Raw genomic sequence first — 13,837 nt, forward strand, 5'->3', positions numbered from 1 at the left:
CTTATGGATTAAGTTATTAGTACAGACGAACGCGACGTGCGTTTTCGCGAGCTAGCTTTTTAGCGTGACGCTTTTGAGCTGCTGCTTTAGCGCGTTTGCGAACTGTAGTTGGCTTTTCGTAATGCTCACGACGACGCACTTCAGAAAGGATACCTGCTTTTTCACAAGAGCGCTTGAAACGACGTAGTGCAACGTCGAACGGTTCGTTTTCACGTACTTTAACTATTGGCATATGCCTTTCACCTCAGGGGTTATTCATTATCGCTGGTTACTCAGTACCAAATCAGAGAAGTTACCCATCGAGCTAACTCTCTATTCGCGTTTGGCCATTAACCAGCTTGATCAAAAATGGTGCGGAATTTTAATCCGATCACAGTGGCTTTGTAAAGCACTTTGTCGATTATAGTCTGTACAATATTTGTTTGAAGAGCTTAGGCAGGGTAATATTGCGCTAATTTCCCATTTTAGACGAAAGCGTGCCGAGAAAATTATGCGCATTATTGGTATTGAAACCTCTTGTGATGAAACAGGAATCGCAATTTATGATGATGAGCAAGGGCTGCTTTCTCATCAGTTATACAGCCAAGTAAAACTGCACGCCGATTACGGTGGTGTGGTACCTGAGCTAGCGTCGCGTGACCACGTAAAAAAAACCATTCCACTGATTAAAGCGGCATTGGCAGAAGCGAACCTAACGTCGAAAGACATTGATGGCGTGGCTTACACAGCTGGTCCCGGTTTGGTTGGTGCATTGCTTGTGGGTGCAACGATTGGTCGCAGTATTGCTTATGCGTGGGGCGTGCCTGCTGTGCCAGTGCACCATATGGAAGGTCACCTTCTTGCGCCAATGCTAGAAGACAATCCTCCACCATTCCCATTTGTTGCTCTGCTGGTTTCTGGCGGTCATACCATGATGGTCGAAGTAAAAGGCATTGGTGAATACCGAATCCTTGGTGAATCGATTGATGATGCGGCGGGTGAAGCGTTTGATAAAACCGCGAAGCTGATGGGCTTAGATTACCCGGGTGGCCCGTTGTTATCTCGACTAGCAGAAAAAGGGACTCCGGGGCGTTTTAAGTTCCCACGTCCAATGACCGATCGCCCCGGGCTAGATATGAGCTTTTCTGGTTTGAAAACGTTCGCGGCAAATACCATTCGCGCTAATGACAATGATGACCAAACTCGTGCTGATATTGCTTACGCGTTCCAAGAAGCCGTTTGTGCGACCTTGGTAATAAAATGTAAGCGTGCCTTGGTAGAGACGGGCATGAAACGTATCGTGATTGCTGGCGGTGTTAGTGCCAACAAACAGCTACGTATTGAGCTTGAAGCGCTGGCGAAGAAAATCGGTGGTGAGGTTTACTACCCACGCACTGAGTTCTGTACTGATAATGGTGCGATGATTGCTTACGCGGGTATGCAACGCCTTAAAAATGGTGAAACGGCTGATTTGTCTGTTCATGCCACGCCGCGTTGGCCAATTGACCAACTAGAGCCAATTGCTTAACTAGTAGCAATCGTTCAACGAGAAACCGTCGATCAACAAGAAACCGTCGGTCAACAAAAGCTAAGCGCAGAATAAACCAGTGTGTTTCGATAAACGGTCGCCTTGTGCGGCCGTTTTTATATCCTAGCTTACCGACTATATGTCGATAAATAATTGCTAATAGAGATTAGGGAAGAACAATGAACAAGTTTACAGTAGACAATCAGTCGATGGCGTACCTGGATGAAGGTCAAGGCCCTGTTGTTGTGTTAGGTCACAGCTACCTTTGGGATAGTGCAATGTGGAAGCCGCAGATCGATGCATTAAAAACTCAGTATCGCTGTATTGTTCCAGAGCTTTGGTCTCATGGTGAGTCACAAGCTGCACCAGTTTCGATGCGTAACTTGAAAGATTACGCTCAGCACGTTTTGGCTCTGCTTGATCATTTAGAGATCGAAGAATTCTCTGTGGTTGGCTTATCGGTTGGCGGTATGTGGGGAACAGAGTTGGCGGAGTTAGCTCCCGCACGAATCAAGTCTCTGGTACTTATGGATACCTTTGTTGGTTTAGAGCCAGAAGTTGCTCATGCTAAATACTTCAGCATGTTAGACACCATTACTCAAACCAAAATGGTTCCTCAGCCGATTGTAGAAGCGGTTGTTCCACTGTTCTTCGCCAATGATGCTCAAACTAACTCACCAGCTTTAGTGGAAGGTTTTACTCAGCAGCTATTATCACTTGAGGGTGAGAAAGCAGCAGAAGTCGCACGAATCGGTCGAATGGTGTTTGGGCGTCGCGATATGATTGAAGCGGTAGAGAGCTTTGCTCTGCCTGTTTTGATTGCCGTTGGACAAGAAGATAAGCCACGTCCGGCACTTGAGTCATACCTAATGCACGATTGCATTACGGGCAGTGAGTTAGTGGTGATTCCTGGTGCTGGTCATATTAGCTCGCTAGAGCAACCCGAGTTTGTGAACACAATGCTGAAGACGTTTTTAGATAAACATCTGCTGTAAGCTCTTAAAGGCTGAATAGTCTTGATCGACAGAGACTTGTGTCGGTTTAAATTTATCCCAGTTTAAAAATGATTCGGCTTAGACATGACAGTTTAAGCCGATTTTTTTTGCCCGAGTTTGGGTTCACTGCCATCGAGTAGGCGACGAATATTCTGATGATGACGTAGGACGATCAAACAACACAACATGGCCACAGGCAGTGTGTATTGAGGTTTGACTAACCAAGCGTAGAAAGGTGCGAGCAACACAGTAACCAGTGCCGCTAAAGAAGAATAACGAAACAAAAATGCCACAACCAACCAAGTCGCCATGATCATGCCCGTTAGATCGAATCCAATTGGGGCGATGGCTCCGAGTGCTGTTGCGACGCCTTTACCACCTTTAAAGTGGAAGAATATAGGGTACATATGACCAAGGCATGCAGCAATCGCCACGACGCCTAAAATGATCGAGTCGATATTGAGGTAGTAGCCAAGCCAGACTGGAATGGTGCCTTTAAGCATGTCACAAAGTAGCACGGCTGCAGCGGCGCCTTTGCCGCCCACACGCAGTACATTGGTGGCCCCTGGGTTGTTGGAGCCTACCGTTCTTGGATCAGGAAGTCTTAAGACTCGGCATATCAAGACCGCACTCGAAATTGAACCTAGCAAATAGGCTGCAATGATCATGATAAGTGCCAAAGGGGTCATGTTTTTCCTTAAACGGTTATAAGTCTAACGATGGGAAAATAATGCTCAATCCAAGAGTAATTGATATCATATCTGGAATTACACGAATAATACGTTTTTTTCCCCCATATGGGTATCCGACCTCTAAAAGGACAAGTCATGGCACTGGATAAAGTTTTCATTGAACAGCTAGAAGTAATTACAACGATCGGTGTTTACGATTGGGAACAAGAGATTAAACAAAAACTTGTGCTTGATATTGAAATGGCTCATGACAACCACCCTGCTGGTAAGAGTGATGATGTTGTCGATGCTTTGGATTACTCAACAGTCAGCACTGCCGTACTTGACCACATTGCGAATGGCCGATTCCTATTGGTTGAGCGTGTGGCAGAAGAAGTCGCTGAATTAATCATGACTCAGTTCTCAGTGCCTTGGATTAAAATCCGTTTAGCGAAGCCTGGCGCAGTGCCACAAGCAAAAGCAGTCGGTGTGATCATCGAACGAGGTCAAGCATGACAATAGCCTATGTTGGTGTTGGCACGAACATAGACCGCGACAAGCATGCAAGGGTGGCATGGACAGAGCTTCAATCGTTAGGGACTAACCTTAAATGCTCTAAGATCTATCATTGTGAGCCTGTAGGGTTTGAAAGCCATTCGTTTTATAACTTTGTGATAGAGCTCGACACATCACTCTCATTGACTGAATTTTCACAGCAACTTCGTAAAATTGAGTTTAAATGGGGTCGCTCTCAAGATGCGCATAAACTTCAAGACCGAAAGCTCGATCTTGATATTGTGCTGTTTGGAGACGTGGTTTCTGAAAGGGAACCAGAATTACCACGCAGTGATATCTATAAATATCCTTTTGTAACACAACCACTTTATGATCTCTGTCCTGCGAGAGTGATCCCGCAAGATGGAAGAACCGTCAGTGAAATATGGCAGAAGATGCAGCAATTAGATTCGCTCTCTGTCGTAGATATAAAACTATAATTTTTAAGGTAAGTAATGAGTTATTTTGAAGCGTTTATGTTGGCGTTGGTGCAAGGCTTTACTGAGTTTTTACCTATTTCCAGTTCTGCACACTTAATCCTTCCTTCGGCTGTTTTAGGTTGGGAAGATCAAGGCTTGGCTTTTGATGTTGCGGTCCACGTTGGTACTTTGGCCGCAGTAGTTATCTATTTCCGCAAAGAAGTGGTCTCTCTTTTGAGCGCATTCTTTGGCTCCGTGTTTAAAGGTGATCGTAGTAAAGAAGCAAAGCTCGCGTGGATGATCATTCTCGCGACGATTCCTGCGTGTATCTTTGGTTTGTTGATGAAAGATATTGTTGAGCTTTACTTGCGCAGTGCATGGGTGATCGCGACGACCACGATTATCTTTGGTCTGTTGCTATGGTGGGTGGATAAGAACTCAAGCCTGCGTGATGACGAATACCAAGCGGGTTGGAAAAAGGCGCTGTTTATTGGTCTTGCTCAAGCAATGGCGATCATCCCGGGCACGTCTCGTTCTGGCGCGACGATTACCGCAGCACTTTACCTTGGTTTCACACGTGAAGCCGCTGCTCGATTCTCTTTCCTAATGTCTATCCCAATCATCACTCTGGCGGGTGGTTATTTGGGTCTTAAGTTAGTGACCAGTGGTGACCCTATCCATGTTGGCACTTTGCTAACGGGTATCGTGGTTTCTTTCATCAGTGCTTATATCTGTATTCACTTCTTCTTGAAGCTTATCTCACGTATGGGCATGACACCGTTTGTTATCTACCGCCTGATTCTAGGTTTTGGTCTGTTTGCTTTCTTGATGATGCAGTAGCACTCGACGTACGTAGACCAATGTTTCGTCCTACAGATTGAAACGGAAAAACCCGCCTAGTCGCGGGTTTTTTAATGCATGGTAATCAGCGTTATGGCGATTAATTATCAGCGATTTCTGATAGGGCATTTTCAATTGCGATGGCTCTACGTTTCTCTTGTTCTTCTCGAATATCTTTACCTTGAAAACCATCGGCAATGATCACTTTGACTTCGACTTGAAGCGCTGCTTGGTAAGCCACTTCAAAACGCGCTTTCTGAGGGTAAGGCTGATCTTCTAACCCTTTACGACCAGCATGATCGGCTTGGCAGCAAAGCAGTATGTCGTTGAGCCTGTCTGGTTTACGCCAAACATCAAACTTGTTCAGAACCTTGAGAAAGGTGGTTGGCTTGAGCTCGCCTGCACGGTGGATATTAGAATGTTGCTCGCAAACTAACAGTGCGAGATCTCTGAATTCATTGGGCACTCTGACTCTTTCACACAGCTTCTTAATGATTTTTAAGCCTGTATGGCAATGCATTTTGTGGCTTGGCCATTCGCTTTCTGGCGTGACGCCTTTACCTAAATCATGTACTTGAGCGGCAAAACGCACGGGTAATGATGAGCTTAATCGCGCAGCTTGTTGAGCAACCATCAGAGTGTGGATGCCCGTGTCGATCTCAGGGTGCCATTTTTCAGGTTGAGGTACACCAAACAGCGCGTCAATTTCAGGCAACACAACAGCCAATGCACCACACTCTTTCAGTACAGAAAGGAACACTTCAGGATGCGGAGTGCTAAGGGATTTATGCCACTCTTGCCAAACTCGTTCGGCAGTGAGGTGCGCCAGTTCACCGGATTGGACGATCTCGCTCATCATCATCATGGTTTCTGGTGCAACCGTAAAGTTGAGATGATGGAGTTTGGCAGCAAAGCGAGCCACACGCAGCACACGCAGAGGATCTTCAACAAAAGCATCCGAGACGTGTCTTAAAACTCGATCAGACAGATCTTTCTGTCCATGGTAAGGATCGTAAAGTTGGCCTTTATCGTCTTGAGCGATGGCGTTGATCGTTAAATCTCGGCGCATCAAGTCTTCTTCCAAACTCACGTCTGGAGCAAAGTAACATTCGAAACCTGTGTAACCCGAACCTGACTTTCTTTCGGTGCGAGCCAGTGCGTGCTCTTCTTTGGTCTTTGGGTGTAAAAATACGGGGAAGTCTTTGCCCACTGCAGTAAAGCCAAGGTTTTCCATCTCTTGAGGGGTACTCCCTACCACGACCCAATCTCTATCATAGCTATCAATGTTGAGCAGCTTATCGCGCACTGCTCCACCGACTAGGTAGCGTTGTAGCCCATTGTCTTTTGGTAGGCTATCGTATATTTGCAACTTATCACCTCGAAATGTTTTATCACTGCTGGACTTTACTGCAAGCAATGGTACTTTCCATTAATCGTAATTATAGGGCAGCACATGTATAAGGAATATTTTGGCTTCGTTGAGATGCCATTTTCGATTGTACCAAATTCTCGCTACTTGTTTTTAAGTCAGCGCCATCAAGAAGCGATGCAGAACCTACAAGCCGGTTTAGGCGAAGGTGGGGGCTTTGCGATGCTTACTGGTGAAGTCGGTACAGGAAAAACAACGGTCGCCAAAGCGATGTTGTCATCACTCGATAATCAGACTCAAGCTGGCCTTATACTTAACCCTACGTTTTCGAATACGGATTTACTGGAAGCTATCTGTGATGAGTTTGAGGTTGAGTACCCTGAACAAGCATCGTTGAAACAGCTGAGTCAGGCCATTCATCATTTCCTGCTCGATAGTCATGCTGAAGGCATTCAAACCTTATTGGTAATTGACGAGGCCCAACATCTCGCAGCCGATGTGTTGGAGCAGCTACGCCTTCTAACCAATCTAGAAACAGACAGTCGTAAGTTGTTAAAAGTGCTGTTGGTTGGCCAACCGGAATTGCAGCAGCACTTACAAACCACTCAATTACGTCAGCTAGCACAGCGTATTACAGGTCGCTATCACTTACTGCCTCTTAATACTGAAGAGACAGGCAAGTACATCGCGTTTCGTTTAGAAACGGCGGGTGGCGAGCAGATGCTGTTTTCGAATCGTTCAATCAAGTTGATCGCCCAATATACTCATGGTATTCCAAGGCTCATTAACTTGGTGTGTGACAAAGCCCTGCAATTGTCTTTTCATGATGGTGAGCCATTACCGAACAATGAAACGGTTAACCGAGCGTGTCAGCAAGTTATGTCGTTTCAGGCCGATGTGTATCATGTCGAAAAGCCTCGAGCTTCTCACGTCGTACCTAAGTTATTCCAATACGCTGGGATTGCTACATTAAGTGTCGGCCTCGCAATGGCGACCTTTAATTTTGCTCCAAGCTATATCAATTCATGGCAGTCGGCTGAGACTTCAAGTGAAATGAAAACAGAAGTGTCTGCACAGACTCAGCGCTCTTTGGTGGCGAATGAACCTCAGTTGGTTGCTGAGCCAAAACCTTCCAAGTTTGCTTTACCACAAGATATTCAACAGCACTTGATGCAGGGAACCAATCGTTCTCTCGCTATTAAGGACTTGTATACGCTCTGGGGATATCAGTCTTCACTGCGTGATGGCTTGTGCTTAAGTGAGCCGCAAAGTGTATTTGTGTGCGAGCAACAACAGTCAAATTTGGATACATTGTTAGAGCTTGGCGTACCCGTGGTCCTTAATCTGGATATCGCTCAAGAGCCAGTGTTTGCTGTGCTTTATGGTGCGTCTGAGGAGTCTGTCGAGCTCCTCGTTAACGAAAAGCTTTTGGTGATGCCTAAGCGTACCTTAAAGAAAATCTGGCAAGGTGATTATGTCGCGATTTGGAAACAGCCACTCAGAGAGACGCTCAAAGAGGGTTATCAAGGTGAGGCGATTGCACTACTTGATCTGCTATTGTCTGAAGTTTTGGGTGAAGACGTATCGGGCAGTGATGTATTTGACTATGAGTTAAAAATGAAAATTGAAGCGTTTCAAATGTGGCAAGGCATGTCAGTCGATGGCATTGCAGGAAAACGCACGCTGGCAAGATTACAAAGATTGGCTCAACTCGACTCGCCTAAGTTGATGTCACTCGATGGAGGCGCAAGTTAATGTCACGCATTATGCATGAGCTTAATCAGTCGTCTGCTAAGCAGCCGCCTCTTAACCAAGCGTCTCTTAAACAATCATCTTTTAATAGCCCCAGCTTCAAAGGCTACCAAAATCATCATGTGCCAAGTTCTGTTAAAGGGATTAGCAATAAACGAGGCTCATCGTTAGCCATAGGGCTACTCCTTATCTTGGTGCCTTCTTTGTTGGTGGGTGGTGTTCTGGCTTATCAATCGTATAACCAACAAAAAAATTCGGCTAGCCAAGCTACCTATATCGCTCTGCCTGAATCAAAATCTCAATCAGACCTTGAGCCTCAAATCGCTGATGCTGATATAGCCAATGTGGATGCTGTGTCAGTGGATGCAGAAGATGAAGTATTATTCGCAGTTCGCCCAGCACCAGTAAGCCAACCTTTGAAAGTACTGCCACGCCAAGAGGTGTATGCGCAGATTGGCTCTGAAAGTACGAATGTCGCTGGTGGAGCTATTGTGCCTGTGGCTAGTTCAGAGAGTAGTGCGCGAACATCAGAAGAGTCAGAGTTATCACTAGCTCAGCAAGAGGTTCAGCCAGGTGTAAGCAATGAGAATACGGCTCTGCAATCGGACAGTGATTTACTGCAAGGGCTAGATCTCAGTGAGTTACCACCTGATTTGGCCTTAAAGCTTGAATCAATGATGGGTGAGCAACAAAGCGCACCTGAGCCAATGGACTCACGTCCAGCAGGGCAGGTAGGGTCTCAGGTCATAGAGTTAGAGTCTCACAGTAATAGTTTATCTGGGGTATTACCTAAGCTAGACCTGCAAACTCACATGTATTCGAGTAGTGAAACCAAGCGTTGGGTAAAAGTGAATGGCCAAGAAGTGGCGCAAGGAGATTGGATTGGACAAGACATTCAATTACTGGAGATTAAGCCACAATCAGTGATTATCGAGTTCAATCAACAGAAAATAGAAATCCCCGCTCTGTACGAGTGGAAAGGCTAAAAGTTAGATAGCCCCAAAGACCTAGAGAACAGACAAATAAAAAGGAGCACCGAGGTGCTCCTTTTTGATATTCGATACTGAATTTACCCTGTTTAGCGCAAGATAAGCCAAACAGGTAAAGTGATCAGCTTACGACCAGCCGTTTGGTGACTTTCTGCGACGAGGTATAATGTGTGGCAGGACAAGGCCAAGAAGTAGACCAATACCAGCAACACCACCACCATACATAAAGTATTTCAGTAGTAGATCATCTTTTTGAGTGTCTAGCTTAGCGCGTAGCTCACGGTTCTCTGTTTGAGAACTCGTAAGTTGTTGGCTAATCTCGCTGTAGTTTTGCTCAAGTTCAGAAATTTGCTTGTTACGAGAGTCTAGAGAGCTCGCTAGGCCAGCTTTTTCGCTGTCAGCACTTTGACGAGCATTCGCTAGCTTGCCTTTAACTTCAGTCAGCTCTTTCTCTAGCTTAGGCATACGCAGAGCCATGCTTTCTTGAGTGCTTACAAACTTACTTTCTACCCAGCCTTTACGGCCGCGGCTGTCTTGAACCTGGGTGTAACCCGTGCTCTTGTTAGTTTGTAGATAGGTAATCTTTTCACCAGCATCAACACTACCGATGATACGGAATGTGTTGTTTGGGCCAGAATGCATATAAGTAAATAGTTTGTCAGCAATATAACGGTCTTGTGCAAAGGCAGCTGGAGCCGCAAGCATTGCGAGCAAAACTAAGCTAATCAGTTTTTTCACAGTAAATCCCTTAACGATTCAAATTGGGTAGGCGTATGAGTCAGCCTCAATGAGCAAATAATATTTAGTTTCTTTATGCGGTGCAACAAAGAAGGGAGGCAAAGCCTCCCTTTCTGTGCGTTTGAGTCAATAATGACATGGTATTTACATATCATTACCGAAGCTCACCGTTTTCTGACGCTAATATTTACTAACGCCAGGGCTATTACATAGTAAACATAGCCTGAATTGCGTAGAAGAACACAACAGCAAGTAGAGCACCTGCAGGTAGCGTTACAATCCACGAAGCAACGATGTTACGCACAACGCCTAGGTTGAGTGCTGCGATACCACGAGCAAAACCGACACCTAAAACCGCACCAACCAATGTTTGCGTGGTTGAAATCGGAAGGCCAGTACCAGAAGCAAGTACAACCGTACATGCCGTTGCTAGTTGAGCGGCAAAGCCACGGCTAGGTGTTAGTTCTGTAATACCAGTACCCACGGTTGCCATTACTTTATGACCCATGGTAGCAAGACCAACAACGATACCAATACCACCGAGTGGAAGAATCCACCATGCGATAGTGCTCTTACCTGAGATTTCACCCATGTGCTCAACCGTTGAAACAACAGCAGACAGTGGACCAATCGCATTCGCAACGTCATTTGAACCGTGTGCGAATGCCATCGCACAAGCTGTGATAACCATTAGTACGCTGAAGATACCTTCAACGCCAGCAAAGCCATGGTCTTCTTCGCGATTAGCAAATTTCTTTTGAATGTATAAGTAACCGCCAACCATGACTAGAGCAGAAACACCAGCTGCCCATAACCAGGCTTCAGTACCGGTTAGGTGAAGGCCAACGTGCTTAAGACCTTTCTTGATTGTTACAAGTGCAATGACCATGGTAGTAATGAACATGTACACAGGCACAAAACGCTTAGCGTTAAACAACGGATTTTCTGTATCGAATATCAGTCGTTGGGCACTGACAAAAATAAGATAGGCGAAGATGCCGGAAATCAACGGTGTGACAATCCAACTACCCACAATACCTTGAACGCTGTTCCAGTCTACAGCTTCTGTACCTACAGACACACAAGCGAAACCGATGATTGCACCGATGATTGAGTGAGTCGTTGATACTGGCCAGCCCATGTATGATGCTAGAAGCAACCATGTACCAGCAGCCAGCAGCGCCGACATCATGCCGTACACAAGTACGTCAGGTTGATGAGCGAATAGAGACGTTTCGATAACACCTTTACGGATCGTGTCTGTTACTTCGCCGCCCGCAAGATAAGCACCTGCGAATTCAAAGATCATTGCGATAATGATCGCTTGTTTTACGGTTAGAGCTTTAGAGCCTACTGAAGTGCCCATTGCATTCGCAACGTCATTTGCACCAATACCAATAGCCATCAAGAAACCGAAAGCTGCTGCAACAATAATCAGGACAGTGCCGTAGTTAGCAAGGATATCCATCGTAATACCTAGTTGTTTGATAACAAGCGGAACAAATTTAGACGCAAAAAACCGCTCAGCGAGAGGAATACTCAGCGCATAAGTGGTTTGGTTAAAAAATGCTCTTCGTTATATAGTTAGCGTATGATTTAAGATCGAGAAAGCATTACTTCAAGACGAGCGCCTACACGCTGTGCTTGATCTGCAATACCACCAACCCATTCAAGAATTTTGTATAAGAACATGATGTCAACTGGATTCATATCGTCTTCAATCGCCATTAATTGTTGGCGTAATTCGATCTGCATCGCGTCCGTGTCATCTTCAATTACATCTAACTGATGAATCATTTCAGCAACGAGTGTTACTTCACGGCCCTTAAAGCCAGTCTCAAGTAATTCGTCTAATTCATTGATTACGTTTTGTGCTTGGTTCGCTGCATCTAGACAGCGTTTAACGTAAGCGATGAAGTTTTCTTGCATTGGAGCAGGAATGACAAGTTGACGACCATATACACGGCCAGCAATGTCTTTCGCTAGGTTTGCGAGTTTGTCTTGTTGAGTTAATAGCTCCAACATATCGGTGCGATCAACTGGCATAAACAAACCACGAGGAAGTTTAAGGCGAATTTCACGTTTTAGTACGTCAGCTTCTTTCTCAAGGTGAGAAATTTGAGCTCGAATTTCTGATGCTTTCTCCCAGTCACCCTTTGACGAAACTTCAAAGAAATTAACTAGGTGAGAACAACATTCGTTCACGCATACTACGTGACGCTGCAAAGGTTTAATTGGGGACTTTGCAAATAACCCCATAATTGTATTTACTGGCATGGTCATCCAACCTAATAAATAATAACCTTAAAACAACATACACCATATTCATGGTGAAATGTTAAGCGATGGCTACAAAGTCGCGCATGTTAACCTAATCAATGTCTCATTAAAACTGTTTTAGATCATCATAAGGGCGATATTTCTGACTTGCTGAGTTTTCAAATTGGCAATATCCTGTCCCTATCTTCACAGAAAGGTATAACTATGGAAACCGAGATAGAACTGAAGTTTTTTGTTTCTCCTGATTTTTCAGAGACTTTACGCAATAAAATTGCTGAAACTAAAGTACTTCAGCACAGTTGTCGCGAGCTAGGTAACATCTACTTTGACACCCCTGACAACTGGCTACGTAAGCACGATATTGGCTTGCGTATTCGACGTTTTGATGACGTATTTGTACAAACCGTAAAGACGGCTGGTCGTGTGGTTGCTGGCTTACATCAAAGGCCTGAATACAATGCAGAACACGATAGCAATGAACCTAAGCTAGCCCTACATCCAGAGGATATCTGGCCAGCGGGTAAAGACATCGAAACGTTGCAAGCTGAGCTGACTCCTCTGTTCTCTACCAACTTCACGCGTGAGCAGTGGTTGATTGGTATGCCAGATGGCAGCCAGGTTGAGGTTGCGTTCGACCAAGGCTTTGTTGAGTCAGGCGATCTGCAAGAACCGATTTGCGAAGTCGAATTGGAACTTAAATCGGGTCAAACGGATGCTCTATTTACATTGTCTCGTCAATTCTGCGAACAAGGTGGCATGCGCTTGGGGAATCTCAGCAAAGCTGCTAAGGGTTACCGCCTTGCTCAAGGTTATCAAGGAGATGAAGTCACTCCTTTGACCTTAGTTGATACTGACAAAAGTGATACTGTTGAATCGTGTTTCATTCAATCTTTAGAGCATGCTCTCGCTCATTGGCACTCTCACGAGCAGATTTTTACTGAGCGTCAATCGATTGAAGCGTTACATGAGATAAGCCATTCGCTAAGTTTTATTCGTCAAACCTTCACTATCTATGGTGACATTGTTCCAAGACGCGCGAGTGCTATTTTACGCCAAGAACTTAAGTGGCTTGAGCAAGAACTTGATTGGCTAAAAAGTTATGACCACTTCGAAGATTTGCTCGAAGATAAAGGCCACGTGCTGCGTAAGCTAGATGCACGTAAGTTCTTGGTCGCTGAGCTTAAAGATATGCAAGAGCAACTGCCAGATCGTGAAGACCTGCTGACCTTATTGAGTTCTGCTCGATACACTGGGTTATTATTAGATCTTAGCCGTTGGATCTTGTCTCGTGGCTGGCAACCTTTCTTAGATGAAAAAGCACGTGAGCAAATGGCTCGTGGTATCGAATGGTTTTCCGTGCAGCAACTCGATCGCACATGGGCCGATTTGATGGAAGCTTTCCCGCCAGAGCGAGTGATGACCAGCCAAGCGTATATTGATCAGCAATACCGTTTGATGCGTAATCTGTATTCTGGCGTTGGTTTCGCGAGTTTGTATGATGACGATGAACGAAACAGCTTCCGCTTGCCATGGGCCGATATGGTACAAGGCATTGATGACTTGCTGGCACTTAAAACGTTAGAGCCTTTGACTGAGAAATTGGAAGGCGATGAGAAGGTTCAGCTAGAGCGTTGGTTGGCTCGCCAAGAAGTGTCTATTCTGCATGCGATGGAACAGACACGCCAAATCAGTGTTGAGGTTGAGCCATACTGGCAAGACTAA

At 45.3% G+C, this 13,837-nt stretch carries 14 protein-coding genes; 8 read left to right on the forward strand and 6 right to left on the reverse strand.

Features of this window, described 5'->3' with window-relative positions:
- Positions 1 to 16 precede the first annotated feature (16 nt).
- Positions 17 to 232 carry a 30S ribosomal protein S21 gene (gene rpsU / locus AC3CID_RS01965; RefSeq protein ID WP_004396009.1) on the reverse strand — a complete coding sequence of 72 codons (216 nt, stop codon included), beginning with the start codon at positions 230 to 232 and terminating at the stop codon, positions 17 to 19.
- 258 nt (positions 233 to 490) lie between these two features.
- Here rpsU and tsaD point away from each other — a divergent pair, with 258 nt between their 5' ends.
- Together tsaD and AC3CID_RS01975 are read left to right on the forward strand one after the other, a co-directional pair.
- Positions 491 to 1,507 (forward strand): tRNA (adenosine(37)-N6)-threonylcarbamoyltransferase complex transferase subunit TsaD, encoded by a 1,017-nt coding sequence (tsaD, locus tag AC3CID_RS01970; RefSeq protein ID WP_004735972.1) that lies wholly within the window; start codon positions 491 to 493, stop codon positions 1,505 to 1,507.
- A gap of 179 nt (positions 1,508 to 1,686) precedes the next feature.
- Positions 1,687 to 2,502 carry an alpha/beta fold hydrolase gene (locus tag AC3CID_RS01975; protein ID WP_488526885.1) on the forward strand — a complete coding sequence of 272 codons (816 nt, stop codon included), beginning with the start codon at positions 1,687 to 1,689 and terminating at the stop codon, positions 2,500 to 2,502.
- 92 nt (positions 2,503 to 2,594) lie between these two features.
- On the opposite strand, the gene plsY is transcribed toward AC3CID_RS01975, so the two are convergent.
- Positions 2,595 to 3,191 carry a glycerol-3-phosphate 1-O-acyltransferase PlsY gene (plsY, locus tag AC3CID_RS01980; protein ID WP_004735970.1) on the reverse strand — a complete coding sequence of 199 codons (597 nt, stop codon included), beginning with the start codon at positions 3,189 to 3,191 and terminating at the stop codon, positions 2,595 to 2,597.
- 138 nt (positions 3,192 to 3,329) lie between these two features.
- Between plsY and folB the strand changes: the two genes are divergently transcribed.
- Genes folB through AC3CID_RS01995 form a run of 3 tightly spaced genes read left to right on the forward strand, consistent with a single transcriptional unit; the run spans position 3,330 to position 4,987 of the window.
- Entirely contained in the window at positions 3,330 to 3,689 is a 360-nt protein-coding gene (folB, locus tag AC3CID_RS01985) for a dihydroneopterin aldolase (protein ID WP_488524763.1), read from the forward strand.
- Positions 3,686 to 4,168 (forward strand): 2-amino-4-hydroxy-6-hydroxymethyldihydropteridine diphosphokinase, encoded by a 483-nt coding sequence (gene folK / locus AC3CID_RS01990; protein ID WP_065605345.1) that lies wholly within the window; start codon positions 3,686 to 3,688, stop codon positions 4,166 to 4,168. The genes folB and folK overlap by 4 nt, the downstream gene beginning before the upstream one ends.
- Before the next feature lie 15 nt (positions 4,169 to 4,183).
- Positions 4,184 to 4,987, forward strand: coding sequence for an undecaprenyl-diphosphate phosphatase (locus AC3CID_RS01995; protein ID WP_004735967.1), 804 nt, complete (start codon positions 4,184 to 4,186; stop codon positions 4,985 to 4,987).
- Between the two features lie 100 nt (positions 4,988 to 5,087).
- On the opposite strand, the gene AC3CID_RS02000 is transcribed toward AC3CID_RS01995, so the two are convergent.
- Positions 5,088 to 6,404: a multifunctional CCA addition/repair protein gene (locus tag AC3CID_RS02000; protein ID WP_488526886.1), complete on the reverse strand. Its 1,317-nt coding sequence runs from the start codon at positions 6,402 to 6,404 to the stop codon at positions 5,088 to 5,090.
- A gap of 36 nt (positions 6,405 to 6,440) precedes the next feature.
- Here AC3CID_RS02000 and AC3CID_RS02005 point away from each other — a divergent pair, with 36 nt between their 5' ends.
- A complete protein-coding gene (locus AC3CID_RS02005; protein ID WP_488526887.1) occupies positions 6,441 to 8,111 on the forward strand; it encodes an ExeA family protein in 1,671 nt (556 codons plus the stop codon).
- Entirely contained in the window at positions 8,111 to 9,094 is a 984-nt protein-coding gene (locus AC3CID_RS02010) for a general secretion pathway protein GspB (RefSeq protein WP_488526888.1), read from the forward strand. Before AC3CID_RS02005 ends, AC3CID_RS02010 begins: the two co-directional genes overlap by 1 nt.
- A 129-nt stretch (positions 9,095 to 9,223) precedes the next feature.
- Here the strand turns inward: AC3CID_RS02010 and AC3CID_RS02015 are convergent, their stop codons facing one another.
- The 3 genes from AC3CID_RS02015 to AC3CID_RS02025 form a co-directional block, all read right to left on the reverse strand.
- On the reverse strand, positions 9,224 to 9,835 hold the full coding sequence (locus AC3CID_RS02015; protein ID WP_054547835.1) for a TIGR04211 family SH3 domain-containing protein: 612 nt from the start codon (positions 9,833 to 9,835) through the stop codon (positions 9,224 to 9,226).
- 205 nt (positions 9,836 to 10,040) lie between these two features.
- Positions 10,041 to 11,303, reverse strand: coding sequence for an inorganic phosphate transporter (locus AC3CID_RS02020; RefSeq protein WP_054547834.1), 1,263 nt, complete (start codon positions 11,301 to 11,303; stop codon positions 10,041 to 10,043).
- A gap of 128 nt (positions 11,304 to 11,431) precedes the next feature.
- Positions 11,432 to 12,112: a TIGR00153 family protein gene (locus AC3CID_RS02025; RefSeq protein WP_004735960.1), complete on the reverse strand. Its 681-nt coding sequence runs from the start codon at positions 12,110 to 12,112 to the stop codon at positions 11,432 to 11,434.
- A gap of 207 nt (positions 12,113 to 12,319) precedes the next feature.
- On the opposite strand from AC3CID_RS02025, the gene AC3CID_RS02030 reads away from it, so the two are divergent.
- Positions 12,320 to 13,837, forward strand: coding sequence for a CYTH and CHAD domain-containing protein (locus AC3CID_RS02030; protein WP_108093268.1), 1,518 nt, complete (start codon positions 12,320 to 12,322; stop codon positions 13,835 to 13,837).

The sequence above is a fragment of the Vibrio sp. QJM3NY_21 genome, from assembly GCF_057785975.1.